Annotated in this window: 23 protein-coding genes; 15 read left to right on the forward strand and 8 right to left on the reverse strand. The window is 68.5% G+C overall.

All coding sequences use genetic code 11. The features are described from left to right. Positions 1-64 precede the first annotated feature (64 nt). Positions 65-1,645: a tRNA (N6-isopentenyl adenosine(37)-C2)-methylthiotransferase MiaB gene (gene miaB / locus N4S67_RS13845; RefSeq protein ID WP_390893395.1), complete on the forward strand. Its 1,581-nt coding sequence runs from the start codon at positions 65-67 to the stop codon at positions 1,643-1,645. Beyond that, positions 1,633-2,220 (forward strand): Rv2732c family membrane protein, encoded by a 588-nt coding sequence (locus N4S67_RS13850; RefSeq protein ID WP_260993546.1) that lies wholly within the window; start codon positions 1,633-1,635, stop codon positions 2,218-2,220. The genes miaB and N4S67_RS13850 overlap by 13 nt, the downstream gene beginning before the upstream one ends. Positions 2,221-2,248: 28 nt before the next feature. Here the strand turns inward: N4S67_RS13850 and N4S67_RS13855 are convergent, their stop codons facing one another. Beyond that, entirely contained in the window at positions 2,249-3,601 is a 1,353-nt protein-coding gene (locus N4S67_RS13855) for a DUF349 domain-containing protein (RefSeq protein ID WP_260993547.1), read from the reverse strand. A gap of 159 nt (positions 3,602-3,760) precedes the next feature. Between N4S67_RS13855 and N4S67_RS13860 the strand changes: the two genes are divergently transcribed. The 7 genes from N4S67_RS13860 to N4S67_RS13890 all read left to right on the forward strand — a co-directional run bounded on the left by N4S67_RS13860 (position 3,761) and on the right by N4S67_RS13890 (position 9,809). Then, positions 3,761-4,648 (forward strand): DMT family transporter, encoded by an 888-nt coding sequence (locus tag N4S67_RS13860; protein ID WP_260993548.1) that lies wholly within the window; start codon positions 3,761-3,763, stop codon positions 4,646-4,648. A 9-nt stretch (positions 4,649-4,657) separates the two neighbouring features. After that, a complete protein-coding gene (locus N4S67_RS13865) occupies positions 4,658-5,374 on the forward strand; it encodes a hypothetical protein (RefSeq protein WP_260993549.1) in 717 nt (238 codons plus the stop codon). Then, entirely contained in the window at positions 5,371-6,276 is a 906-nt protein-coding gene (gene miaA / locus N4S67_RS13870) for a tRNA (adenosine(37)-N6)-dimethylallyltransferase MiaA (protein WP_260993550.1), read from the forward strand. Before N4S67_RS13865 ends, miaA begins: the two co-directional genes overlap by 4 nt. Continuing rightward, entirely contained in the window at positions 6,230-7,153 is a 924-nt protein-coding gene (gene dapF, locus N4S67_RS13875; protein ID WP_390893361.1) for a diaminopimelate epimerase, read from the forward strand. The genes miaA and dapF overlap by 47 nt, the downstream gene beginning before the upstream one ends. A gap of 45 nt (positions 7,154-7,198) precedes the next feature. Then, a complete protein-coding gene (gene hflX, locus N4S67_RS13880) occupies positions 7,199-8,644 on the forward strand; it encodes a GTPase HflX (protein WP_260993552.1) in 1,446 nt (481 codons plus the stop codon). 153 nt (positions 8,645-8,797) lie between these two features. Further along, positions 8,798-9,346 carry a hypothetical protein gene (locus tag N4S67_RS13885; RefSeq protein WP_260993553.1) on the forward strand — a complete coding sequence of 183 codons (549 nt, stop codon included), beginning with the start codon at positions 8,798-8,800 and terminating at the stop codon, positions 9,344-9,346. A 4-nt stretch (positions 9,347-9,350) separates the two neighbouring features. Further along, positions 9,351-9,809 (forward strand): Rieske (2Fe-2S) protein, encoded by a 459-nt coding sequence (locus tag N4S67_RS13890; protein WP_260993554.1) that lies wholly within the window; start codon positions 9,351-9,353, stop codon positions 9,807-9,809. A gap of 29 nt (positions 9,810-9,838) precedes the next feature. Here N4S67_RS13890 and mbp1 read toward each other — a convergent pair whose 3' ends face one another. After that, on the reverse strand, positions 9,839-10,078 hold the full coding sequence (gene mbp1, locus N4S67_RS13895; RefSeq protein WP_260993555.1) for a microaggregate-binding protein 1: 240 nt from the start codon (positions 10,076-10,078) through the stop codon (positions 9,839-9,841). Between the two features lie 95 nt (positions 10,079-10,173). Continuing rightward, entirely contained in the window at positions 10,174-12,462 is a 2,289-nt protein-coding gene (locus N4S67_RS13900) for a molybdopterin guanine dinucleotide-containing S/N-oxide reductase (protein ID WP_260993556.1), read from the reverse strand. Positions 12,463-12,572: 110 nt separating this feature from the next. Between N4S67_RS13900 and N4S67_RS13905 the strand changes: the two genes are divergently transcribed. Both N4S67_RS13905 and N4S67_RS13910 read left to right on the forward strand, forming a co-directional pair. Then, complete coding sequence (locus tag N4S67_RS13905) at positions 12,573-13,733, forward strand: acyl-CoA dehydrogenase family protein (protein WP_260993557.1); 1,161 nt, start codon at positions 12,573-12,575, stop codon at positions 13,731-13,733. A gap of 110 nt (positions 13,734-13,843) precedes the next feature. Continuing rightward, entirely contained in the window at positions 13,844-15,745 is a 1,902-nt protein-coding gene (locus tag N4S67_RS13910; protein WP_260993558.1) for an LGFP repeat-containing protein, read from the forward strand. Positions 15,746-15,750: 5 nt separating this feature from the next. On the opposite strand, the gene lexA is transcribed toward N4S67_RS13910, so the two are convergent. Beyond that, the gene (gene lexA, locus N4S67_RS13915; protein ID WP_260993559.1) at positions 15,751-16,452 is read right to left on the reverse strand and encodes a transcriptional repressor LexA; all 702 of its coding nucleotides are present in this window, start codon (positions 16,450-16,452) and stop codon (positions 15,751-15,753) included. Positions 16,453-16,660: 208 nt separating this feature from the next. Here lexA and N4S67_RS13920 point away from each other — a divergent pair, with 208 nt between their 5' ends. Continuing rightward, the gene (locus N4S67_RS13920; RefSeq protein WP_260993560.1) at positions 16,661-17,110 is read left to right on the forward strand and encodes a LysM peptidoglycan-binding domain-containing protein; all 450 of its coding nucleotides are present in this window, start codon (positions 16,661-16,663) and stop codon (positions 17,108-17,110) included. Positions 17,111-17,271: 161 nt separating this feature from the next. Next, on the forward strand, positions 17,272-17,742 hold the full coding sequence (gene nrdR / locus N4S67_RS13925; RefSeq protein ID WP_260993561.1) for a transcriptional regulator NrdR: 471 nt from the start codon (positions 17,272-17,274) through the stop codon (positions 17,740-17,742). A 12-nt stretch (positions 17,743-17,754) separates the two neighbouring features. Here the strand turns inward: nrdR and N4S67_RS13930 are convergent, their stop codons facing one another. From N4S67_RS13930 to N4S67_RS13940, 3 genes are read right to left on the reverse strand one after another with little or no spacing between them, the layout of a single operon-like run. Continuing rightward, on the reverse strand, positions 17,755-18,441 hold the full coding sequence (locus N4S67_RS13930) for a PhzF family phenazine biosynthesis protein (RefSeq protein WP_260993562.1): 687 nt from the start codon (positions 18,439-18,441) through the stop codon (positions 17,755-17,757). Between the two features lie 30 nt (positions 18,442-18,471). Beyond that, positions 18,472-19,491, reverse strand: coding sequence for an alpha/beta fold hydrolase (locus N4S67_RS13935; protein WP_260993563.1), 1,020 nt, complete (start codon positions 19,489-19,491; stop codon positions 18,472-18,474). Positions 19,492-19,523: 32 nt separating this feature from the next. Further along, complete coding sequence (locus tag N4S67_RS13940; protein ID WP_260993564.1) at positions 19,524-20,507, reverse strand: proteasome assembly chaperone family protein; 984 nt, start codon at positions 20,505-20,507, stop codon at positions 19,524-19,526. A gap of 129 nt (positions 20,508-20,636) precedes the next feature. Between N4S67_RS13940 and N4S67_RS13945 the strand changes: the two genes are divergently transcribed. Next, on the forward strand, positions 20,637-21,425 hold the full coding sequence (locus N4S67_RS13945) for a serine protease (RefSeq protein WP_260993565.1): 789 nt from the start codon (positions 20,637-20,639) through the stop codon (positions 21,423-21,425). Here the strand turns inward: N4S67_RS13945 and sthA are convergent. Next, positions 21,422-22,828, reverse strand: coding sequence for a Si-specific NAD(P)(+) transhydrogenase (sthA, locus tag N4S67_RS13950; RefSeq protein WP_260994038.1), 1,407 nt, complete (start codon positions 22,826-22,828; stop codon positions 21,422-21,424). The genes N4S67_RS13945 and sthA overlap by 4 nt on opposite strands. A 199-nt stretch (positions 22,829-23,027) precedes the next feature. Between sthA and N4S67_RS13955 the strand changes: the two genes are divergently transcribed. Further along, entirely contained in the window at positions 23,028-24,068 is a 1,041-nt protein-coding gene (locus N4S67_RS13955) for a DUF4192 domain-containing protein (protein ID WP_260993566.1), read from the forward strand. Positions 24,069-24,076 lie beyond the last annotated feature (8 nt).

A 24,076-nucleotide genomic window follows, 5' to 3' on the forward strand; every position in this document is an offset into this window, starting at 1 on the left:
GGAACTCGTGAATCCGCTCAGGTCGCCCTGCCGGACCCTCCGTACCATGGGGCGCGTGACTTCCATGGTGACGCGAGAGGCGGGGGCAACCGACTCTCCCTCTGCCCTCCGGGCGGGAGGTGCCCCCACGCGCGAGCGCTCGGCGGCGACCGGCGCCGTTCGCCAGCAGCAGCGCACCTATCAGGTCCGCACCTATGGCTGCCAGATGAATGTGCACGACTCCGAGCGGCTCGCAGGGTTGCTGGAAGCCGCCGGATACCGCAAGGCCGCCGAGGGGTCCGACGCCGACGTCGTGGTGTTCAACACCTGCGCGGTGCGCGAGAACGCCGACAACAAGCTGTACGGCAACATCAGCCACCTGGCCCCCCGCAAGCAATCGGATCCTGACATGCAGATCGCCGTCGGCGGCTGTCTGGCACAGAAGGACCGCGACGCGGTGCTGCGCAAGGCCCCCTGGGTCGACGTCGTGTTCGGCACCCACAACATCGGATCACTGCCTGCGCTGCTCGAGCGCGCGCGCCATAACAAGGCCGCACAGGTCGAAATCGCCGAAGCTCTGCAGGAATTCCCGTCGGCGCTGCCGGCCGCTCGCGAATCCGCCTATGCCGCTTGGGTATCGGTTTCGGTGGGATGCAACAACACCTGCACGTTCTGCATCGTGCCCGCGCTGCGTGGCAAAGAGGTCGACCGCAGGCCGGACGACGTGATCGCCGAAGTCACCTCGCTCGTCGAGCAGGGCGTGCTCGAAGTGACGCTGCTGGGCCAGAACGTCAACGCATACGGCGTGTCGTTCGCCGACCCGGATCAGCCCCGCGATCGGGGCGCGTTCGCGAAACTGCTGCGAGCGTGCGGCGACATCGACGGGCTCGAACGTGTTCGTTTCACCTCGCCGCACCCTGCGGAATTCACCGACGACGTGATCGACGCGATGGCCGAAACCCCGAACATCTGCCCGACGCTGCACATGCCGCTGCAGTCGGGCTCGGACCGGATTCTGCGCGCGATGCGGCGGTCCTACCGCGCTGATCGTTACCTCGGAATCATCGACCGCGTGCGCGCAGCCATCCCGCACGCTGCGATCACCACCGACCTGATCGTCGGTTTCCCCGGCGAGACGGAGGACGACTTTGCGGCCACGCTCGACGTGGTCGAGCGGGCCCGCTTCGCGAGCGCGTTCACCTTCCAGTACTCCAAGCGGCCGGGCACACCGGCCGCCGAGCTCGACCACCAGGTGCCCAAAGACGTTGTGGCCGAGCGGTACCGCCGACTCATCGAGTTGCAGGAGCGAATCTCGCTGGAAGAAAATGCTGCGCAGGTCGGCCGGGTCGTCGAGTTGCTGGTCGCCACCGGGGAGGGCCGCAAGGACGCCAGCACCGCGCGCATGTCCGGACGGGCCCGCGACGGCCGTCTGGTCCATTTCAACCCTGCCGGTCGCGACGTCCGGCCCGGCGATGTCGTCACCGCGACGGTCACGCATGCCGCACCGCATCACCTGATCGCCGACGACGCGCCGCATACCCACCGCCGCACCCGTGCCGGTGATGCCCACGCCGCGGGACTGCGTCCGCGCACCGGAGTGGGGCTCGGCATGCCCGGCGTCGGCGTTCCCGCCCCACAACCGATGTCGTCCGGATGTGCGCGGTGACCGCAGGGGACTTTGAAGACTTCAAGGGCGACATCGAGGCCGCCGAACGCCGGGTCGCGCGCGAGATCGACCCGGGCGTCCGGGCTTTGGTCATCGCGATCGCGGTGTTCGTGCTGCTGCTGTCGTTCGTGCTCCCGCACACCGGCGGCGCCAAGGGTTTGGATGTACTGATCGGCAGCGAAGCGGCCGTGCGCGACGGTGTGTCGTTGCCGTCGCGGGTATTTACCTGGCTGGCATTGGTTTTCGGTGTCGGCTTTTCGATGCTGGCGCTGCTCACGCGCCGGTGGGCACTGGCGTGGGTCGCGCTGGCCGGCTCGATGGTGGCCAGCCTGCTCGGCTTGCTGGCCGTCTGGTCACGACAGACCGCGCCCGAACCGTATCCGGGTCCGGGCTTCGGGCTGATCGTCGCGTGGGCAGCGGTGATCGTCGTGACCTACAGCTGGGCCAGGGCGGTGTGGGCGCGCACCGCCGTGCATCTCGCTGCGGAAGAGGAACGCCGCAGGCAAGCCGCCGAACGGCAGCGCAAGGGCCTGCTCGACGACCTCGACGGCGACAGCGGCCCATCCGCGGACTAGTTCAGGCCGAGATGGAGCCGGCTCCGCGCTAGCGGCGCTTGCCCAGTGCCTCGGCCGCCGCGTCGGCCCACTGCCGCCACTGCTCGGCGTTCGCGCGCGCCTGCTCGGCGTCCTTGGTTCGGCCGGCCGCCTCGGCCTTCTCGGCCTGCTTCTCGTATTGTTCGGCGCGAACGCGGAACTGGTCGGCGCGGGCCTGCGCCTCCGGGTCGACTCCGCGAGTCGGTGCGTCGCGAATCTTCTTCTCCACGGCGCGCAGACGCCGTTCCAACTCGGGGCCCTTCTCGCGGGGCACCTTGCCGATCGCGTCCCATTTGTCACCGATTGCGCGTAGCGCCGCGCGTGCGGCCTCCAGATCGGAGGTGTCCAGCTGCTCGGCCTGTAGCAACAGCTTCTCTTTGGCTTCGGCGTTGGCCCGGAATTCGGCATCGCGCTCAGCGGTGATCGCGTTGCGCGCCGCGAAGAAGGTGTCCTGGGCTGCCTTGAATCGCCGCCACAACGCATCGTCGACGTCCTTGGCCGCTCGGCCTGCGGCCTTCCACTGGGTAAGCAGGTCGCGGAACGCTGCGCTGGTCGGACCCCAGTCCGTCGACCCGGAGAGCTCCTCGGCGCGTTCGCACAGCGCCTCCTTGGCCTGGCGGGCTCCCGCCCGCTCGCGGTCCAGCTCGGCGAAATGCGCACCGCGCCTGCGATTGAACGTCTCTCGGGCCGCGGAATAGCGCTTCCAGAGCGCGTCGTCGGTCTTGCGGTCCAGCCCGCTGATGGTCCGCCATTCCTCGAGGATGTCGCGCAGCCGGTCGCCTGCGGCCTTCCACTGCGTGGCGGTGGCGGCCAGCTCCTCGGCCTCCGCGGCCAGGGCTTCCTTGCGTGCGGTCTGGGCGGCGCGCTGCTCTTCGCGCTTGGCCTTGTCCGCCGCAGCGGTTTGGTCGGCGTGCTCGATGATGGTCGCCAGGCGCGCCGCGATCGCGTCGACGTCGCCAAGCACGTGCGCGGTCGGCAGGGTCTCGGCCAGCGCCGCGGCGGCCGACCGGATCTTGCGGGCGTCGCCGGTGCCGGACTCCAGGCGGCTCTCCATCAGCGCGACCTCGGTGTGCAGGTCATCGAAGCGCCTGCCGAAGTGGGTGAACGCCGCCTCGGCGTCTCCCGCCTGCCATGAGCCGATGATTCGCTCGCCCGAGCCGGTGACCAGCCACACGGTTCCGTCGGGGTCGACGCGGCCGAATTGGTGGGGATCGCTCGACGGAGGTACCGCAGCGGCGGGCGCCGGCCGGCCGGGGCGGGGGACGGGACGCGCCGGGCCGGGGCGTGGGCCCGGTCTGGGCATCGGGGACGGTTTCGGGGTTGCGTCGTTCTCGGATGCGGTCCCGGGCTCGCTGCTCGTCATATCCGTTCCTCGTACCTCCGCGCGGGAGTTCCGCGCACCTGCCGCGCGACGCGGCGCCTACTAGCTCGACCGCTATTCAAACAGGTCGCCGCCCCCAGTGCGCACGGCTTTCGCCATGCATTTGCCTACGCTCGTGTCGACGACGACGAAAGGACAACGATGATCGGCCTCGACGAGCGGGCGGATGCCGCTGTCCTGTTCGCCCTTGCGGCCGCTGTGTTCATCGCGATCGGCGACGTCATCCACCAGCGCCAGGCCCAAGACGTCACCGACGAGTCCGTCGGCCACTTGGCGCTGTTCAAGCAACTGCTGCGCAACCGTCGGTGGTGGCTGGGCAGCGTGGTGGCGGCGGGCGGCTTCGCGTTCCAGGCCGCCGCGCTCGGCCTGGGTTCGGTGCTGCTCGTGCAGGCGGTGCTGGTCACCTCGCTGCTGTTTGCCTTGCCGATCAACGCGCGAGTGTCACACCGCCCGGTGACGCGGTGGCAGTGGACGTGGGCGGCGTTGCTGGCCGCCGCCGTCGTCGTCATCGTCACGGTGGGCAATCCGACGGCAGGCCACTCCCGCGCCTCGCTCGAAGTGTGGACCGAGGTTCTTCTCGTGCTGGGGCCCGCACTGGTGTTGTGCGTCATCGGAGCCGGCATCTGGAAGGGCCCTGCCAGCGCCGTGCTGCTGGCCGTGGTGTCCGGCGCGCTATGGGGTGTGTTCGCGGTGCTGACCAAGGGCGTCGTCGACCAGCTCGACGACGGGGCCCTGGCGCTGCTGCGCACCCCCGAGCTGTACGCGTGGGCGGCGGTCGGAGTGGCGGGCACAGCTTGGCAGCAGTCGTCGTTTCGGGCAGGCACCATCACCGCGTCGCTGCCCACGATGACGGTTGCCGAGCCGGTCGTCGCGTCGGCGCTCGGCGTTGTCGTGCTCGGGGAGACGTTGCGGCCCGGTGAAGCCGGCTGGCTGACCCTGGCCGTCGCGGTGGCGGTCATGGTGGTCGCGACCGCGGCGCTGGCCCGCGGCGAGGCGGCCGCCACGGATCAGCCCCTTACGCAGCACTAGCGTGGTGACGTGCTGAGCGCCATCGCGATCGTCCCGTCGACACCGGTCATGATCGCCGAACTGGCCCGCGGCGTTGCAGCAGAAGTGGCCGATCTGCGCGAGGCAGCGGTCGCGGCGGCGGCCGCTCTGCCCGCGCGCTGGGTGGCGGTCGGGGTCGGACCCGCCCAGACCCACGTTCGCGACGACCGGACCGGCACCTTCGCCGGCTACGGCGTCGATATCCGAGTCACGTTGTCGCCGACCGCTTCCGGCTCACCATCGCCGATGCCGCTGTGCGCGCTGATCGCCGGATGGTTGCGCTGCCAGAGCGCGCCGCAGGCGCGAGCCGAAGTGCGGGTGTACGCAGCCGACTACGACGTCGACGCGGCGCTGGCGAGCGGCAGACAGTTGCGCGCCGAGCTCGACGCGGCCCCCGAAGCGGTCGGCCTGCTGATCGTCGCCGACGGCGCGAACACGCTGACACCACCCGCGCCCGGCGGTTATGACCCGGCATCGATTCCGGTCCAGGCGGCGCTGGACGACGCGCTGGCGGCGGGCGACATCACCGCCCTGACGCACCTCCCGGAGGCCATCGTCGGACGCGCGGCGTACCAGGTGCTGGCAGGCGTCGGCGAACCTCGGTCGGCCGAAGAGCTGTACCGCGGCGCTCCGTACGGCGTGGGCTACTTCGTGGGCGTCTGGCTTCCGGTGGGCAGTAGCGAAGCGACCGGGGTATCGACACGGTGAGGCCGATCGCGATCATCGGCCCGACCGGCACAGGCAAGTCGGCGCTGGCGCTCGCGGTGGCCGAAGACGTCGGCGGCGAGATCGTCAACGCCGACGCCATGCAGCTCTACCGCGGCATGGACATCGGCACCGCCAAGCTGACGGTCGAGGAGCGCCGCGGCGTCCCACACCATCAGCTCGACGTGCTCGACGTGACCGAGACCGCGAGCGTCGCGCGCTACCAGCAGGCCGCCGCTCGCGACGTCGAGGCGATCGCCGCGCGCGGGGCGGTCCCGGTCGTGGTCGGCGGCTCGATGATGTACATCCAATCCTTGCTGGACGAATGGACCTTCCCGGCGACCGATCCGGCGGTGCGGGCGAGATGGGAACAGCGGCTCGCCGCCGAGGGGGTCTCTGCGTTGCACGCCGAGCTTGCGCGGGTGGACTCCGAGGCCGCGGCGTCGATTCTGCCGACCGACGGACGTCGCATCGTGCGGGCACTGGAGGTCATCGAATTGACCGGCCGCCCCTTCGCGGCGTCATTCCCGGCGATCGGTGCCCCTCGCTGGGATACCGCGATCATCGGATTGGATTGGGAGCGAGAGCTTCTCGACGAACGGTTGAGAGTGCGCACCGACACCATGTTCGCCGAGGGACTGGTGCGGGAAGTGTGCTCGTTGCTGGGCCGCGGCCTGCGCGAGGGCGTCACCGCATCGCGCGCGCTCGGCTATGCGCAGGTGATCGCCGACCTCGACGGCGGCGGCGACGGCGCGGCGGCGAGCGAGCCGACCTACTACGGCACCCGCCGATACGTGCGGAGGCAGCGGTCGTGGTTCCGCCGCGATCACCGCATCACCTGGCTGGACGGCGGCGACGATGGACTCGTCGAGCAGACACTGCGGATCTGGCGGCACGTATCCTGAGCAGGTGAAGTTCGCCAAAGGCCACGGCACGCAGAACGATTTCGTGCTGCTGCCCGACCCGCAGGGCCAGCTGGCGTTGACGCCTGCCGCCGTATCGGCGCTGTGCGACCGCCACCGCGGCCTGGGCGCCGACGGGGTTTTGCGGGTGATCACCGCCGCGGGCGCGCACCGGCTGGGCGTCTTCGACAGGATCCCGGAGGGCGTCGCTGACGACGACTGGTACATGGACTACCGCAACGCCGACGGGTCGATCGCCGAGATGTGCGGCAACGGCGTGCGGGTGTTCGCCCACTACCTGCGGGCCAGCGGCCTGGAGAGTCGCGACCAGTTCGTCATCGGCTCACTGGCCGGGCCGCGGCCGGTGGTGCTGCACCAGTGGGACGCGACCTCGGCCTACGTCACCGTCGAGATGGGCAAGGCCAACCAGCTTGGTACCGGCGAGGCGATCGTCGGCGGGCGGTCGTTCGCGGGGCTCGCGATCGACGTCGGCAACCCGCATCTGGCCTGCGTGGACCCGAGCATGACCGACTCCGAACTCGGCGCGCTCGACGTCGCCGCGCCGGTATCGTTCGACAATGCGCAGTTCCCCGATGGGGTCAACGTCGAAGTCCTCACGGCGCCGGTGAAGGGTTCGGTGTTCATGCGGGTACACGAACGAGGCGTCGGCGAGACGCGGTCGTGTGGAACCGGGACGGTCGCCGCGGCGGTGGCGGCCCTGGCCTTCGAGGGTGCGACGACGGGGACGATGCAGGTGTGCATTCCAGGCGGCGAGGTCGCCGTCACGGTCACCGACGCGACCAGCTTCCTGCGAGGTCCATCGGTTCTGGTGGCACACGGCGACTTGTCAGAGGAATGGTGGGATGCTGCGCAACGTTAATTGGGGTGCATGAAAAGTGATTTACGTGCGAATCTCTATTCGCCTATGACGTATTCCGACGCTCCGCACCCCCACACCCCGAGCGCAGGTGAACTCGCGCTCGACGACCGCACGGCGCTACGCCGCGTAGCCGGTCTGTCGACCGAACTCGCCGACGTCTCCGAGGTCGAGTACCGGCAGCTGCGACTGGAACGTGTCGTGCTGGTCGGCGTGTGGACCGAAGGCAGTGCGGCCGATGCCGACGCCAGCCTCGCCGAATTGGCGGCACTCGCCGAGACGGCAGGCTCGGAAGTGCTCGATGGGTTGATTCAGCGCCGCGACAAGCCCGATCCCGCGACCTACATCGGCTCGGGCAAGGCGGCCGAACTACGCGAGGTGGTCTTGGCCACCGGCGCCGACACCGTGATCTGCGACGGCGAACTGAGCCCGGCACAGCTCACCGCGCTGGAAAAGGCCGTGAAGGTCAAGGTCATCGACCGCACCGCGCTGATCCTCGACATCTTTGCCCAGCACGCCACCAGCCGAGAGGGCAAGGCCCAAGTCACGCTGGCGCAGATGGAGTACATGCTGCCGCGGTTGCGTGGCTGGGGTGAATCGATGTCGCGCCAGGCCGGTGGTCGCGCCGGTGGCGCCGGCGGCGGCGTAGGAACCCGCGGTCCCGGTGAGACGAAGATCGAGACCGATCGGCGGCGCATCCGCGAGCGAATGTCCAAGCTGCGCCGCGACATCAAGGACATGAAGAAGATCCGCGACACGCAGCGCAGCGGCAGGCGCCGTAGCGAGGTCCCGTCGATCGCGATCGTCGGCTACACCAACGCGGGCAAGTCCAGCCTGCTCAACGCACTGACCGGCGCCGGGGTGCTGGTCGAGAACGCTTTGTTCGCCACCCTCGAACCCACAACGCGGCGAGGCGAATTCGCCGACGGGCGCCCGTTCGTGCTCACCGACACCGTCGGGTTCGTGCGCCACCTGCCCACCCAGTTGGTGGAGGCGTTCCGATCGACCTTGGAAGAGGTGGTCGGGGCGGATCTGCTGGTACACGTCGTCGACGGGTCCGATGCGAACCCGCTGGCTCAGGTCAACGCCGTGCGGCAGGTGGTCAACGAGGTGATTACCGGAGCCGCTCCGGCGGCGACATCCAAACCAGGGCACGACGGCCATCAAGTTCCGGAGCTGTTGGTGGTCAACAAGATCGACGCCGCGGGGGATCTGGCGATGGCCCAGTTACGGCGGGCGCTGCCCGACGCGGTGTTCGTCTCGGCGCACACGGGTGAGGGGCTGGACCGGCTGCAGCAGCGGATGGCCGAGTCAATCGCCCCGACCGACACCACGGTCGACGTCACGATTCCGTATGACCGGGGCGACCTCGTCAACAGAGTGCACGCCGACGGCCGGATCGACGCGACCGAGCACACCGCCGACGGCACCAGGATCAAGGCGCGGGTGCCGGTTGCGTTGGCCGCGAGTCTGCAACAGTTCGCCACCTTCTAGAGCCCGACGCCGCTTTCGCTCGTGGGCGCGACGAGGGCCGCGCTGTCCTTAATGCGAAGAGACGCCGACATTCGCCGCGCGCCGGGTTTGGGGGCGATGACGCAGGGTAGGCACCGCCCGACCACAAACAAGGTATGAGGCGTAGGAGTTGCCATGGCCAAGAGCACGATCTTTCATCAACTGCACGACGTGGGACTGGCCGCATGGTTCGGCGGAACCCTGGCGAATGCGGTCGCCCTGAATCCGGCCGCGTCGCAGGCCGGTGCCGACTCACGCGTCGGCGCGGTGGCGAACGAGGGTTGGGACCGGTGGACGCCGGTAAACGCCGCGGCGATCGGTGCCCACCTCGCGGGCGCGGTCGGTCTGGTGAAGCACGACCTGGGTCGCGCCAAGGTGCAGCAGGGCGTTCCGACGATGGCGGGGATAAAGACCGCGCTGACCGTCGCGGCTCTGGGCGCGACCGGCTACAGCCGGATGCTCGGCCGGCGGGTCTCCGAGCACGAAGCGGTGCCCGCGTCGGACGGCACCACACCGTCCATCGCCACTCCTCCCGATGTCGCGTCGGCCCAGAAACAACTCAAGGCGCTGCAGTGGGCGGTGCCCGCTCTCACCGGAGCGATCGTGTTGATCGGCGCCTATGCAAGCGAGCAGTACCGCCCCGAAGAGGTGTCGAAGGGCGTCCTGCAACGGGTACTGGGCTGACCGCGTGTCCTGGACCAGGGACCCGCACGGGCGCAGCGCCCCCACCCGAGGCATCCTGCCTCCGGTCACCCACGATCGCCCGGTCGAAGCCCGCGGCCGACGGCTGGTGCGCGTCGACGAGTTGGGCGAGCGCGGTGTGGTCGAGGTCAAGACCGACGACTACGGCGTGCTGGCGGTGGGGATGACTCCCGCCGGCGCGGCCTTCGCCACCGGCAATATCTGTCGGCACCAGTTCGCCAAACTCGGCCGCGGCCGGGTCACCGAGTCGGGCTGCCTCGAATGTCCGTGGCACCGTGCCCGTTACGACGTCACCGACGGCACCATGCGGGAAGGCCCTAAGGGCCGGGTGTTCGGCTTCAAGCCCTATTCGTCGGCCGTTGAGGCGTTGGGTCGGAGACTGAAGCTGACGACGTATCCCGTCGAGATCCGAGACGGTGTGATCTACCTGTCCGAGGCCGATTAGGCCGTCTCCGCGCCCTTCGCCTGGCAGCTCTACTGCTGCTCTGCCGCTTGCCGCTTTTCGGCCGTGTTGGCTGCGGCGCGAGCGCTCTCGGCCTCGGCTTCCTTCTGCGCCGCATTGCGCTGCGCTTCGGCCTTGTCCTGCTGGGCCTGGCCCTCGCGATACAGGTCGTCGCGTCCGGCCACCGCGCCGGCGACTTCCTTGACCTTGCCCTTGACGCCTTCGACGACCCCCTTGACTGCTTCCTCGGGGCCGCTGTTGTTCGACGACATTGCAGGTTCCTCCCTGTCGGTTACTGGTGACCAGGAGTTTCCCGCAATCCTCATCCACTAAACGAAACGCGATCACGGACGCGCGGCCTGGCCGATCAGCTGCCGACGATCACCGGAGGCTCGTGTGCCCGCACGGGTGGCAACACGCCGGTGAACTTTTCGATCTGCACCAGCGCGTGTGCGCCAGTACTGCCGTGCGCCAGCGACGACGTGCCGACGTCGGCGGTGAGCACATTCGGATTGCCGTGCACACACATCGCGTCCGGGTCCGCCGGATCGGCGGGGTCGAACCAGGCGCCGGTCGCCAGCTGCACCACGTAGCGGCGCAAGCGGTCGTCGATCACTACGCCCGCCAGGCAGGCACCGCGGTCGTTGAACACGCGCACGATGTCGCCATCGACGAGTCCGCGTGCGGCGGCGTCGGCCGGATGCATACGAATGGGTTCGCGACCCCGCACCTTGGAGGCCTGACTGACTGCACCGCCGTCGAGCTGACTGTGCAGTCGCGACGCGGGCTGATTTGCGAGCAGATGCAGCGGATAGCGCACCGCACGCGCACCCCCGAGCCATTCGTCGGGCGCATACCACTTCGGATGGCCCGCGCAATCCGGGTAGCCGAAGCCGGCGATAGCGGCCGAGAAGATCTCGATGCGCCCGCTCGGAGTCGCCAACCGGTGCTCGATCGGGTCTGCGCGGAAGTCGGCCAGCAGTGTCAGGCCGTCTTCGGTCGGCAGCCGCAGCCGGCCGCGTCGCCAGAACTCCTCGAACGTCGGCACCGCGAAATCCAGCCCCGCCGACCATTTTTCATACAGATGCGCCAACCATTGCCGCGCGGTGCGGCCCTCGGTGAACTGCTCGCCGAAGCCGAGGCGGTCCGCTAGCGCGGCGAAGGTCGTGTAGTCGTCGCGTGACTGGGCGTACGGCTCGGCCAGTTTGGGCATCGCCATCAACACGGGATCGTTTCGCGAGCCGGAGAAGTCGTCGCGCTCGAAGGAGGTGGTCGAGGGCACCACGATGTCGGCGTGCTTGGCCATGGCGGTCCAGTACGGCTCGTGCACCACGAGTGTGTCGACGCGTCCGAGCGCCCGGCGCAGCCGCGGAATGTCCTGGTGATGGTGAAACGGGTTGCCGCCGGCCCAGTAGACGAGCTTGATGTCGGGGTAGGTCAGCCGTCGCCCGTTGTAGTCGAACTGCTCCCCGGGGTGAAGCAGCATGTCGCTGACGGCGGCCACCGGGATGAACGTCCGCACCGGGTTCACACCCTGTGGCAGCCGCGGCAGGCCGAATCGCAGCGGCGGCAGGCCCGGCTCGTTCATCGAACCGTATCCGTGGCCGAAACCCCCTCCGGGAAGGCCGATTTGGCCCAGCATGGCGGCAAGGGTCAGCCCCATCCACGGTGCCTGCTCGCCGAACCGGACCCGCTGCAGCGACCAGCTCACAGTGACGATCGTCCGCCCCGCGGCCATTCGCCTAGCCAGTGCGATGAGGTCGTCGGCGGGCACGCCGCAGAACTCCGCGGCCCAATGGGGTGATTTCGGCAGGCCGTCGTCGAGGCCGAGAAGGTAGCGCTCGAAACGGTCGTAGCCGGTGCAGTAGGTGTTGAGGAAATCCCGGTCCGCCAGCGACTCGGTGGCCAGCACGTGTGCAAGGGCGAGCATGATCGCCACGTCGGTGCCAGGCACCGGTGCATGCCACTCGCACTCACCGTGTACGTCGTCGCGCAGCGGAGAGAACGAGACGATCCGCCCGCCACGTTCGCGGAAGCGGCGCAACGCATCTCGCGCGGGATGCGTTGTCGTGGCGCCGTGGTTGATCGCCGTGTTCTTCAACGCCATACCGCCGAAACACACCAGCAGATCGGTGTGCTCGACGATGACCTCCCATGCGGTGGACCGTTTGAACAGGTCGTCGTGGGTCCCGACGATCCGCGGCATGATCACTCCGGTTGCGCCAAGGCTGTAGGAGTGTCGGGAGAACGTATAGCCGCCGAGCAGGTTCAAGAAGCGATGAATCTGACTCTGCGCGTGGTGGAACCGACCGGCGCTGGCCCACCCGTAGGAGCCGCCGAAGATGGCCTCGTTTCCGTGCGTGTCGACAACGCGCCGGAGTTCGCCTGCGAGCAGCTCGGTGAGCTCGTCCCATGACACGGCGACGAATTCGTCGGCGCCACGCCGCGTCGTCGGACCTGGCCCGTCGCGCAGCCATCCGCGCCGCACGACCGGTGCCGCGATCCGCGACCGGTGCCGGATCGAACCGGGCAGATTGCCCAGCAGTGGTGACGGATCGGCGTCGCCGTCGATGGGCCGCACGGCGGCGATGTCGCCCGAGTCGACATCGGCGGTGAAGGCGCCCCAGTGCGTCAGGCTGGTTGGGGCGTCGGACATGGGCGCGAGTCTAAGTTCGGCCGACGACGGACAGTGGGGTCCACCGGGCGACCAACCATCCGGTTGGTATATCTTGGCCGAATCCAACACCCAGTACCGGAGGTAACGCCATGGGCGGCGTCGTCCACTACGACCGCACCCTGTTCGAGGCTGAGCACGATCTGTTCCGCGAGTCCTACCGGGCGTTCCTCTCCCGTCACGTCGCGCCGCACCACGAGCAGTGGGAGCAGGACAAGATCGTCGACCGCGGCGTCTGGTTGGAGGCCGGCAAGCAGGGCTTTCTGGGGATGGCGGTGCCAGAGGAGTACGGCGGCGGCGGCAATCCCGACTTTCGCTACAACACGATCATCACCGAGGAGACGACCGCGGGGCGCTACAGCGGCATCGGCTTCACGCTGCACAACGACGTCGTCGCGCCGTATCTGCTGCGGTTGGCCACCGAGGAGCAGAAACAACGCTGGCTGCCCCAGTTCTGCACCGGCGAGATCATCACCGCGATCGCCATGACCGAACCCGGCACCGGCAGCGATCTGCAGAACATCAAGACCCGGGCAGTCAAAGACGGCGATCACTACGTGCTCAATGGGGCCAAGACGTTCATCACCAACGGGATCAACGCGGACCTGGTGATCGTCGTCGCCTGCACCGATCCCGACAAGGGTGCGATGGGCTTCTCCCTGCTGGTGGTCGAACGCGACATGGAGGGCTTCGAACGCGGCCGCAAGCTCGACAAGATCGGGATGGAGGCCCAGGACACCGCGGAGTTGTCGTTCACCGACGTCAAGGTGCCCGCCGAGAATCTGCTCGGCGAGGAAGGCATGGGCTTCGTCTACCTCATGCAGAACCTGCCACAGGAGCGCATCAGCATCGCGGTGATGGCCGCGACCGCGATGGAGGCCGTCCTCGAGTCGACCCTGCAATATGCAAAGGAGCGCAAGGCTTTCGGCCGACCGATCGGCAGCCAGCAGAACAGTCGGTTCCTGCTCGCCGAGTTGGCGACGGAAGCCACGGTGGTGCGCGTGATGGTCGACGAGTTCCTCAAACTCCATCTCGAGGAGAAACTGACCGTCGAGCAGGCGGCGATGGCGAAGTGGTACTCGACCGAGAAGCAGGTGTACCTGATCGACCGGTGCCTGCAGTTGCACGGCGGGTACGGCTACATGCGCGAGTATCCGGTGGCCCGGGCATACCTGGACTCTCGCGTGCAGACCATCTACGGCGGTACGACCGAGATCATGAAGGAGATCATCGGCCGCAGCATGGGCGTCTGATCAACTCGGCGCCGGCGCGGGCGACACGCTCGAACATCGACGTCACGCAACGGTGCGATGGGTGACGCGCTAGCGTCGACGTGTCTTTGCGCCGACCGCCGGGAGGGTGAATGAGCAGGCAACGGGCCAGCGCCGTGCTCGGCTGCATAACCGTCGGGTTTCTCGCGTGCGCGGTGCTACTCGCCCCGGCTGCGGTGGCGACGCCGGAAAGCGAGGCAGGAGACGCCATCACGGCGGCGTGGACCGCCAATGGCGGCGACGGCGGTCCGCTGGGCCCGAGGAACGGCGACGTCTACCGGGTCGGCGACGGCTTCGGCGCGAACTTCGCCGGCGGCAAGATCTTCTTCACCCCGGCCACCGGCGCGCGTGTCATGAGAGGAGCCATCCTCGAGAAGTACGAATCGCTGGGCGGCCCGGCCGACAGCGACCTCGGCTTTCCGACCATCGACGAGGGCCCCGGACGGGCGCCGGAGAGCCTCAACACGACGTTTTCAGCCACCGACAAGCCCGTGATCTTCTGGACGCCCGCGACGGGCGCCCGCGTGGTTCGGGGTGCGATCAACGCCGCCTGGGACAAGCTCGGCGGATCCTCGGGCCCGCTGGGGGTGCCTGCCGAGGACGAGGCCTACCGCGGTGATGTGGTCACGCAGAAGTTCACCGGCGGCGAGGTGACCTACAACAGCGTCGACAAGACCTTCACCACGGTGCCGCCCAACCTCGCGGGGGAGTTGGCAGGCCTGGCAGTGCCCGACGACCCGACATCGGCGATCAACGCGGCCCGTCGTGCCGCGGGGGGAACGCTGGGGCCGCTGGGCGCCGCCAAGGGTGAGCCGTACAAGATCGGTTCCGACGGCCTTGGACAGGACTTCGCTCGCGGCAAGATCTTCTACACGCCGGCCACCGGCGCGCACGTCGTCACCGGTTTGGTGTTGGCGAAGTACGAGAGCGTCGGCGGGCCCCAGGGCGATCTCGGGTTCCCGACCACCGGTGAACAGGACGGCGGTCTCACGACGTCGAGCAAGGTGACCACCTTCGCGGCCGAGGACAAACCGGTCATCTTCTGGACACCCGATTACGGTGCGGTGATCGTGCGCGGCGCGATGAACGCCGCGTGGCAGAAGTTGGACGCCGCCAGGGGAACGCTGGGCGCGCCGATGGCCGACGAGTCTGAAAACGGCGAGGTCGTCACGCAGCGGTTCAGCGGCGGGGTGGTGTCGTGGGACCGGTCGAAGGGCACTTTCACCACCGAGCCGTCGAATCTTGCGGCCGAGCTGATCGGTTTGGAGGTGCCCGGCCAGACCCCGGAGTCGCCGGAGCAGCCGAAGGCAGCAGAGCCCAACGGCGACAAGTGGTTCGAGTGGAACTGGTGGTGGCTGCTGGGCCTCATTCCGATCCTGGTACTGATCGGCCTGGTGGTGTTCGCGACACGGCGCCGGCACGACGACGACGACCGCTTCGACGACCGCTTCGACGACGTCGGTTTCGGACGCGACGAGGCGGCCGCGTTCGCCCCGATGGGTGCGCCGGAGCACTCACCTGGTTCCGACGACTATTCCGCGGCGATGTTCGGCGACCGGTACGCGCGCGAGGGCCTGGGCGCCCTGTCGTCGCAACCGGACGACACCGGCACCGCGGACCCCGATGTGTGGGGTGCGCCGCCGAGCGCGGGCGACACGATTGCCGGAGCGCCTGCCGCCGCGCAGGACGAGGACGAGGACCCCGACAACGTCGACACCACCCCCACCCGTGTTCCTGTCGAGCGTGATCCGCTAACCGACACCGGGCGGCATGCGCGCATCGAGATCGACGAACCGGATCCGACGCCGCGCACCGCGTTTCGCCTGCCGCTCGACGATCCCGACGAGGCGCCCGAGGGCTATCCCATCAAGGCCGACACCAGATCAGGCCTGTACTTCGCGCCGGGTAGCGCACTCTATGACGCGGCCCGCGCCGAAATCTGGTTCGCCAGCGAGGAATTCGCCCGCACGAATGGATTCGTGCCCGGCGAGTAGATCCGCTAGATCTTGCGGATGACCGTCACGACCTTGCCGAGCACGGCCGCGTCGTTGCCGGGGATCGGGTCGAACGCCGGGTTGTGTGGCATCAGCCACACCTGCCCGCGCGTACGTTTGAAGGTCTTGACCGTGGCCTCACCGTCGATCATGGCCGCGACGATGTCACCGTTGTCGGCGACGTTCTGTTGCCGCACCACCACCCAGTCGCCATCACAGATGGCGGCGTCGACCATCGATTCGCCCACGACCTTGAGCAGGAACAGCGATCCCTCGCCCACGAGTTCACGCGGCAGCGGGAAGACGTCCTCGACGGCCTCCTCCGCGAGAATCGGACCACCCGCGGCGATGCGGCCCAGCACGGGAACGAACGTCGGCTCCGGTAGCGCGTCCGAGCCGGCCACGTCGGTGGCCACCACCGGGGCCGCGACCTCCTCGGCGGTGCGCACGTCCACGGCGCGCGGCCGGTTGGGATCACGTCGCAGGTAGCCCTTGCGCTCCAGCGTGCGCAGCTGGTGAGCCACCGACGATGTCGACGTCAGGCCGACCGCGTCGCCGATTTCCCTGATGCTCGGGGGGTATCCGCGCGTGGTGACGGATGCGCGGATGACGTCGAGGATGGTGCGTTGACGCTCGGTCAGACCCGTATCGAGTGCCCTGCGTCCGTCCGTGCTGTCCGTGCCCGGGGTATCGCTGGTGGAGTCCATGGCGCCGAATCTAACCCGCGAACAACGATTAATCAAACATGTGTTCGACGCGTGTCGCGGCCGATCTGCTGCTGTCGGCGCTGTCCGAAATTTGTCGGTGGGGTGCTCTAGCGTTTCGCAACAGTTCGATCACGTGTTCTACAAATCGAACGTGTGATCGAGTACTGTTCGAACACAAGAGCGAACGACCGCACCGGAAGGCAGGACAATGACGATTCTCGACACTCGGGACTTTCAGGCGTCACCCATGGTCAGGCCGGGCATCCGACCTGCGGACGGGCGGCGCAGGCCGCCCGTCCGCCGGCCCGGCGGGGCGCCGATGCGGTATCGGGGCACCGGCGTGCTGATGTCGCGCGCCTCGCACCGGCGGCGCCCCATCACGCCGGCCACCACGGTGCTTCTCGCGCTGGTCGCTGCGGGCATCACGTTGTGGCTGGGCCTGGTGGCACAGGTCGGCGGCGTGGTCGGCACGTCGGCGACGGTGCCGGGGGAGCTGGCAGTGGTGCAGGTCCAGACCGGCGAGACACTGCAGCATGTGGCCCGTCGGGTGGCGCCGGATGCGCCGGTGAGCCAGGTCGTCGAGCGGATCCGCGAACTCAACCAGCTCGACACCGCGGCGCTGGACGCGGGGCAGACGCTGATCGCGCCGATCGGCTGACGGCCGCCGTGAGCGGTGAAACAGTCTGTCGCACAACGGTTGTGTTCCACGCGCCCGCCGCGAATGCGCCAATGAGCACGACGATGAACCGACGAAGTACCGCGCAGGTACGCTCGAAGGCGTTCAGAGTCGATGTTGGTTGGTGCGGCGAAGGAGCGGTGATGCACTGTCCGTTCTGTCGTCATCCAGATTCCCGCGTGGTCGATTCCCGGGAGACCGATGAAGGTCAGGCGATTCGACGGCGCAGGTCGTGCCCCGAGTGTGGCAGGCGGTTCACCACTGTCGAGACCGCGGTGCTCGCTGTCGTGAAGCGCAGCGGTGTCACCGAGCCGTTCAGCCGCGAGAAGGTCATCAAGGGGGTGCGGCGCTCGTGTCAGGGCCGGCAGGTCGACGACGACGCGCTCAATCTGCTTGCCCAGCAGGTGGAGGATGCGGTGCGGGCCACCGGATCGCCCGAAGTGCCCAGCCACGAGGTGGGGCTGGCGATTCTCGGTCCACTGCGAGATCTCGACGAGGTGGCGTATCTGCGGTTCGCGTCGGTCTACCGCGGGTTCAACTCCGCCGAAGACTTCGAGCGCGAGATCGAGGCGCTGCGCGCACACCGACGGTCCCCGCAGCCCGCTCCCGGCTGATTACGACCTCGCTCAGTCGAGGTGCCTGATGCCGTCGTCGGCCACGCGACCGGCGACGCGAACCCAGCCCTCCGGACTCCACTCGGTATGAATCACCGACCCCTTTCCCTGCACGATCGTCAGGTCGCGGCTGAGGTAATCGGTGATGCGCACGGCCGCGGCGCCGGTGGCCTCGTCCTCGGGTACGCCTAGGTCGGTCGCGAACATTCGCGACCGCACCACCCCCTGCTCCTTGTCGGTCCACGTCCACAGGTAGTGGTTGACGTCGGCGGGAAAATCATCGGGGTCCGCGGCGAACAGCTCTTCGGTTGATGCCAGGGTGTAGATGGCGAACTCAGGCGCCCACTCCGAACGGGCGGAGACCGATGTCAGATCATCGGCATAGCTCACCTGCACGATGCCCGCGGGCACCTGCAGGGTGTGGACCGGCGTACCCCGGTCGCGCAGCCACCAGGCCGCGCCGACGGTCGGATGCCCGGCAAAGGGCAACTCCGTTGCCGGAGTGAAAATCCGTGCGTGTGCAGTGCCGGCGCCCGGCTGTGGCATGTCGATGAATATCGTTTCGCTGTAACCCAATTGCGCGGCGACACGCTGGCGGTCTCCTGCGTCCACCGTGCTCGCATCGACGACGCCGAGCGGGTTGCCGTAGTTGCCCTGAGGGTCGGTGAAGACACGCAACACCGTCACGTCGATGGCCATGGGCCGATGCTACTTCGTCGGACCCGACGATCAGGTGGCGCTGCGTTCGTCGGCGTCCATCGCGTCGAGCACGGCGACCCGGGTGTCGAACGACCCGGAGATTGCCGACTCCTCGATGCCGGTGCGCAGCAGTCCGCGCAGGTATTCCTGGTCGTACTCGGCGGGTTCGGTGGAATCGATGAAGCGCTCGACGACCTCGACGAAACGGTCCGGGTCGTCGCGGAAGGGAAAGTGCCCGGACCCGTCGAAGATCTCCAAGCGTGACCCCGGCATCGCCGAGTGCGCCATCCGCGCGTGGCTGACCGGGATGACAGAATCGCCGCTGCCCCAGATCAATTGCACCGGAACCGAACTGGTCAGGTAGCAGCGGTCCAGCATCGTCACCACCTGGCCGCGCCAGTCGACCACCGCGCGCAGCGTGCGTGCGAACGCCGATGACGCCGTCGGCTCCGGCAGGTCGGCCAGGATCCGTAGCATTTCCGGAAGGTCGCGGCCCAGTCCCGACGAGCCGAACGCCGCACCCGCCGCGCGCCCTGCGATTTGCAGCGCAGGCAGCACCAGCGGCAGGCGCAACAGCGCCAGCGCCTCGCTGGCTCCGGGCAGCGACGCGAACCGCAGCGCCACATTGACGTCTTTGGTCACGCCGCCCGCACCGACCAGGATCAGCCGATCGACGAGCTGCGGGAACTGATAGGCGAACTGCATGGCCACCCCACCGCCCAACGAGTGACCGACCACGGTGACCCGGTCGATGTCGAGCACGCTGAGCAGATCCCGCATGCCGTTGGCGTAGGCCGCCACCGAGTAGTCGGCGCGGGGCTTGTCGGACTTGCCGTGGCCCAACAGGTCCGGGGCGATGACGGTGAACCGCTGCGCCAGTTTGGTCTGCACCGTGCTCCAGGTCGTGGAGTTGTCCCCGATGCCGTGGATCAGCAAGATCGCGGGCCCGGAGCCGGCCACCCGGAACGCACGCCGGTATCCGTGGACGGTGCGGAAGTGCAGGGTGGGCGTGACCTCCCGCACCGGTCGCAGATTCGGTCGCGCGGCCATTGCGCCAACTTAGCCGCCGACCGGGGCGGGCGCTATTTGGAGTCGTCGCCTTCGTTGTAGCGGTCCTTGTGCTTGGTCTGCTGGGCCAAGAACCGTTCGAACTCAGCGCCGAGCTCGTCGCCGCTGGGCAAGTCCTCGTCATGGGCCAGCAGGGAACGGTTCTCCTGGGCCGAAACAAACGCGTCGTACTGGCGCTCGAGCGCGGCCACCACCTGCGCGACCTCGGCGCTGGCCTCGACCTGCTCGTTGATCTTGGTGAGTACCTCCGCACCCGCCTCGAACAGCGGGTTCAGCGGGATCTCGAGCGAGCCGCTCTTGGCGACCTCGGCCAGTAGCGCCTCGGCGGCGGCTGGATAGTCCGTCTGCGCCAGGTAGTGCGGAACGTGGACCGTGTACCCGACCACCTCGTGGCCGTGTTGCGACATCCGGAACTCCAGCAGGTTCGACGCGCTGCCGGGCACCTGCACCTCGCCCACCCAGGGCTGGTGGTCGGCGATCAGCTCCTTGTCGCTGGCGTGCGCGGTCAGCGTGATCGGGCGGGTGTGCGGCACGGCCATCGGGATGGTGCCCAGGCCGATGACCCGCCGCACGCCGAGGCGCTCGGCCAGCATGCGCACCGCGGTGATGAACCGTTCCCAGCGCAGGTCCGGCTCGAGCCCGGCAAGCAGCAGAAACGGTGTCCCGACGCTGTCGTGCAGCGCGTACAGGTTGAGCTCGGGCTCCTCGTAGTGGGTGAAGTGGTCGGTCTTGAAGGTCATCAGCGGGCGCCGTGACCGGTAGTCCAGCAGTTCGTCGATCGCGAACGACGCGACCAGTTCGGTGTCAAGGGTGTTTTTCAGGTGCTGGGCGGCCAGGCGGATCGCGTGCCCGGCGTCCGAGAACCCCTCCAGCGCGTGGATCAACACCGGACCGCGACCATCGGCGGAGGACAGTTGCGGCGCGGGGAACTCCAGCTCGTACATCCCGGTCTGCTCGGGCGTGTAGCGCTGCTCTGGGTGATCTGCGTCGTCCGCCATCTACTACCTCGCCTTCTTGCGGTGCCAAGCCATTAAACGCCCTCACCGTGACAACTCGTGTATCCCCTGCTGCGTTCCCGTCGTGGCCGTCCCCACACCACCTTGGCGCATGCAGGCAAAATCGGCGACATGCGCGTATCGGCGGTCGCCAGGACAGCTGTGGCGGCGGGATTGTTCGCCGCGGTCGCGTCATGCGGCGCCGGGCAGGAGCCGCCCGGTGCCCCGCCCACGGGCGGTCCCAGTGCCCAGCCGGCGCAGCCCCATGCGGCGGTCGGTGCGTTGTTCATCGGCGGCGGGCCCTTGCACACATGCAGCGGGGCCGTGCTGGACTCGCCGCGCGCCGACCTCATCCTCACCGCCGCGCACTGTTTGACCGGCGATCTAGACGCCACCTTCGTCCCCGGCTATGACGGCCAGGCAGGCGGTCAGGCAGGCGGTCAGCCCGAGTGGAGCATCGAGGCCACGTTTGTGGACCAACGCTGGGTGGACAGCCAGGACCCGCGCGCGGACTTTGCGATCGCGCGCGTGAGCCGCGATGGCGGCGGCTCCGTGCGCACCGAGGCCGGCGGCGGTCTGCCGCTGGGCCGGGCGCCGACGCCCGGCACGGTCGTCGCCGTCACGGGGTACCCGGTGGGCTTCGGCGGCGGGCCGATCAGCTGCACCGCGGCCACCGTCGCCGGACCGCGCGGGTTCCCGGCGCTGCCGTGCGACGGTCTGACCGACGGTTTGTCCGGCTCGCCGTGGCTCGCCGGCACTGCCATCACCGGGCTGGTCGGCGGGCTCGACGGCGGCGGGTGCGACGAAAGCGTCTCGTACACGCCGATATTCGACGATGCGATCAGTGCGCTGCTGGCGCGGGCCGAAGAGGGCGGATCCGGTGATGACGCACCGACCGCCTTCGGCGACGACTGCAGTTAGCCGCGGAACTGGATGAGCGCCCGCAGCTTGTTCATCACGTCGAGCGCGGCGACCTTGTAGGCCTCCGAGAAGGTGGGATAGTTGAACACCGCGTCGACGAGGTACTCGACCGTGCCGCCGCAGCCCATCACCGCCTGGCCGATGTGCACCATCTCGGTGGCGCTGGTGCCGAAGATGTGCACGCCCAGCAGCCTGAGGTCGTCGGTGGAGACCAACAGCTTGAGCATGCCGTAGGAGTCGCCGGCGATCTGGCCGCGAGCCAGTTCGCGGTAGCGCGAGACTCCGACCTCGTAGGGGATCGCGTTGCGGGTCAACTCGACTTCGGTGGCGCCGACATAGGACACCTCGGGAATCGAGTAGATGCCGATCGGCTGCAAGTCGGTCATGCCCTTCGCCGGTTCACCAAACGCGTGGTAGGCGGCCAGCCTGCCCTGGTCCATCGAGGTGGCGGCCAGCGCCGGGAAGCCGATCACGTCGCCGACGGCGTAGACGTGGTCGACCTTGGTGCAGAAGTTGCTGTCGACGTCGATGCGCCCACGCGAGTTGGTCTCCAATCCCGCATTGGCCAGGTCGAGGTGTTCGGTCTGGCCCTGCCGGCCCGCCGAGTACATCACCGTCTCGGCAGGGATCTGCTTGCCGCTGGCCAGGGTGGTGACGGTGCCCGCCGAGCCGACGTCGACGGCGGTGACCTCCTCGCCGAATCGGAACGTCACCGCCAGGTCGCGCAGGTGGAACTTGAGCGCCTCCACGATCTCGGGATCGCAGAATTCCAGCATGTTGTCGCGCTTTTCCACCACGGTGACCTTGGTGCCCAGCGCGGCGAACATCGAGGCGTACTCGATGCCGATCACGCCGGCGCCGACCACCACCATCGTCGAGGGCAGCGACTTCAGGTCCAGAATGCCGTCGGAGTCGAGCACCCGGTCCTCGTCGAACTCGACACCGGTCGGGCGGACCGGCGTGGTGCCGGTGGCGATCACGATGTACTCGCCGCTGACGGTGGTGCGCTCCCCGCGCGTGGGCTCCTCGACCAGGACCGTGTGAGCGTCGATGAATCGGCCGTGCCCCTGGATCAAGTCGATCCGGTTGCGCATCAACTGGGAACGGACGACGTCCTGCTCCTTGCCGATCACGTGCGACGTGCGCGCCAGCAGGTCGGCCGGCGTGATCTTCTCCTTGACCCGGTAGCTTGCGCCGTACAGCTCACGCTGGCTCATGCCGGTCAGGTAGACAACGGCTTCGCGCAAGGTCTTCGACGGGATCGTGCCGGTGTTCACGCAAACACCGCCGAGCATGCGTCCGCGCTCGATGACGGCGACCGACTTGCCGAGCTTCGCAGCCGCTATCGCGGCTTTCTGACCGCCCGGGCCCGAACCGATGACGACGAGGTCGTACTCCAGCATGGAAGCCATAGCGAAAGGTCTACGCCGGTTCGGTCTATCTCGCATGCCGACCCGCGTCACGACGATGTGAATTCATCCGTCGTTGGGGGAGCAGTGCCGAGACCCGTAGTTGTCCCCAATGGCGGATTCATCCCCAGGCGGGCGGGTGCAGCAGTAGTTGGTGACGATGCGAGTCGGCTAACCGCGAGACGGTCAGCCCATGACCAGATCGCAATCATCCGACTTCCATCTGAACCGGCCGGGCGTCCTGATCGCCGCCCTGCCTGCCGTACTCGGCTTCGTACCGGAGAATTCCCTCGTTCTCGTGACGGTCGACCGCGGCGAGATGGGATGCGTTATGCGCGTTGATCTTTCCGATGCCTTGGCCGACGAGGTCGGCCATCTCGCCGAGGTCGCCGCCGCTGCCGGGCCCGATGCGGCGATCGCGGTCGTGATCGACGAGGACGGGTTCACCTGCCGGATGTGCAAGGAGCAGCATCGACTGCTGGCCGCCACGCTCGCGGACGCGTTGGCCGAACACGGCATCGAACTGCTGGCTGTGCACGTCGTCGACCGTGTCGCTGCGGGCGGGCGATGGCACTGCGCGGACAACTGCGGCAGCGCAGGCACCATCGAGGATCCGGCGGCCTCGCCGCTGGCGGCCGCCGCCGTGCTCGACGGTCGAAGGCTCTACGCCAGGCGCGCTGACCTGCAGGCTGTCATCGCTGTCTCCGACCATGTCCGTAGCGCCGCGCTCGCCCGCATCATCGCCACTGCGGCCGACGACCGGTCCGATGCCGACGCAGGCAGCGATGTCGAGGCCGCCATGGCGGCGGCGGCTCACGTCGCCAACGGTGAGCAGCTCACCGACGACGTGCTGGCAAGGCTCGCGTGCGCGCTGACCGATCTGCGCGTGCGCGACACGCTCTACGCGCTGGCGGTCGGGGAGCGCTCCGAGCAGGCCGAGGCGCTGTGGGCCGAACTCTCCCGGACCCTGCCCGAGCCGTCGCGCGTCGAGGCGCTGGTCCTGTTGGCGTTCTCGGCGTACGCCCGCGGCGACGGTCCGCTGGCCGGTGTGTCTCTGGATGCGGCATTGCACTGCGACGCCACCCACCGGATGGCAGGCATGCTCGACACGGCGTTGCAGTCGGGAATGCGGCCCGAACAGATCCGAGAGCTGGCCGTCACCGGCTACCGGTTGGCCGATCAGCTCGGTGTGCGGTTGCCAGCCAGACGCGCCTTTGGCAGGCGCGCGGGATGACCGCGCCG

This window comes from Mycobacterium deserti, assembly GCF_025345615.1.
Taxonomy (GTDB): Bacteria; Actinomycetota; Actinomycetes; order Mycobacteriales; family Mycobacteriaceae; genus Mycobacterium; species Mycobacterium deserti.

Bases quoted from the DNA above. Each gene is read 5' to 3' on its own strand.
- miaB (WP_390893395.1), top strand. From the start codon at position 65: ATGGTGACGCGAGAGGCGGGGGCAACCGACTCTCCCTCTGCCCTCCGG.
- hflX (WP_260993552.1), top strand. From the start codon at position 7,199: ATGACGTATTCCGACGCTCCGCACCCCCACACCCCGAGCGCAGGTGAA.
- N4S67_RS13920 (WP_260993560.1), top strand. From the start codon at position 16,661: ATGACGATTCTCGACACTCGGGACTTTCAGGCGTCACCCATGGTCAGG.
- N4S67_RS13860 (WP_260993548.1), top strand. From the start codon at position 3,761: ATGATCGGCCTCGACGAGCGGGCGGATGCCGCTGTCCTGTTCGCCCTT.
- N4S67_RS13900 (WP_260993556.1), bottom strand. From the start codon at position 12,462: ATGTCCGACGCCCCAACCAGCCTGACGCACTGGGGCGCCTTCACCGCC.
- N4S67_RS13945 (WP_260993565.1), top strand. From the start codon at position 20,637: ATGCGCGTATCGGCGGTCGCCAGGACAGCTGTGGCGGCGGGATTGTTC.
- nrdR (WP_260993561.1), top strand. From the start codon at position 17,272: ATGCACTGTCCGTTCTGTCGTCATCCAGATTCCCGCGTGGTCGATTCC.
- N4S67_RS13910 (WP_260993558.1), top strand. From the start codon at position 13,844: ATGAGCAGGCAACGGGCCAGCGCCGTGCTCGGCTGCATAACCGTCGGG.
- N4S67_RS13885 (WP_260993553.1), top strand. From the start codon at position 8,798: ATGGCCAAGAGCACGATCTTTCATCAACTGCACGACGTGGGACTGGCC.
- N4S67_RS13905 (WP_260993557.1), top strand. From the start codon at position 12,573: ATGGGCGGCGTCGTCCACTACGACCGCACCCTGTTCGAGGCTGAGCAC.
- sthA (WP_260994038.1), bottom strand. From the start codon at position 22,828: ATGCTGGAGTACGACCTCGTCGTCATCGGTTCGGGCCCGGGCGGTCAG.
- mbp1 (WP_260993555.1), bottom strand. From the start codon at position 10,078: ATGTCGTCGAACAACAGCGGCCCCGAGGAAGCAGTCAAGGGGGTCGTC.
- dapF (WP_390893361.1), top strand. From the start codon at position 6,230: ATGGACTCGTCGAGCAGACACTGCGGATCTGGCGGCACGTATCCTGAG.
- N4S67_RS13955 (WP_260993566.1), top strand. From the start codon at position 23,028: ATGACCAGATCGCAATCATCCGACTTCCATCTGAACCGGCCGGGCGTC.
- lexA (WP_260993559.1), bottom strand. From the start codon at position 16,452: ATGGACTCCACCAGCGATACCCCGGGCACGGACAGCACGGACGGACGC.
- N4S67_RS13850 (WP_260993546.1), top strand. From the start codon at position 1,633: ATGTGCGCGGTGACCGCAGGGGACTTTGAAGACTTCAAGGGCGACATC.
- N4S67_RS13940 (WP_260993564.1), bottom strand. From the start codon at position 20,507: ATGGCGGACGACGCAGATCACCCAGAGCAGCGCTACACGCCCGAGCAG.
- N4S67_RS13935 (WP_260993563.1), bottom strand. From the start codon at position 19,491: ATGGCCGCGCGACCGAATCTGCGACCGGTGCGGGAGGTCACGCCCACC.
- N4S67_RS13930 (WP_260993562.1), bottom strand. From the start codon at position 18,441: ATGGCCATCGACGTGACGGTGTTGCGTGTCTTCACCGACCCTCAGGGC.
- N4S67_RS13855 (WP_260993547.1), bottom strand. From the start codon at position 3,601: ATGACGAGCAGCGAGCCCGGGACCGCATCCGAGAACGACGCAACCCCG.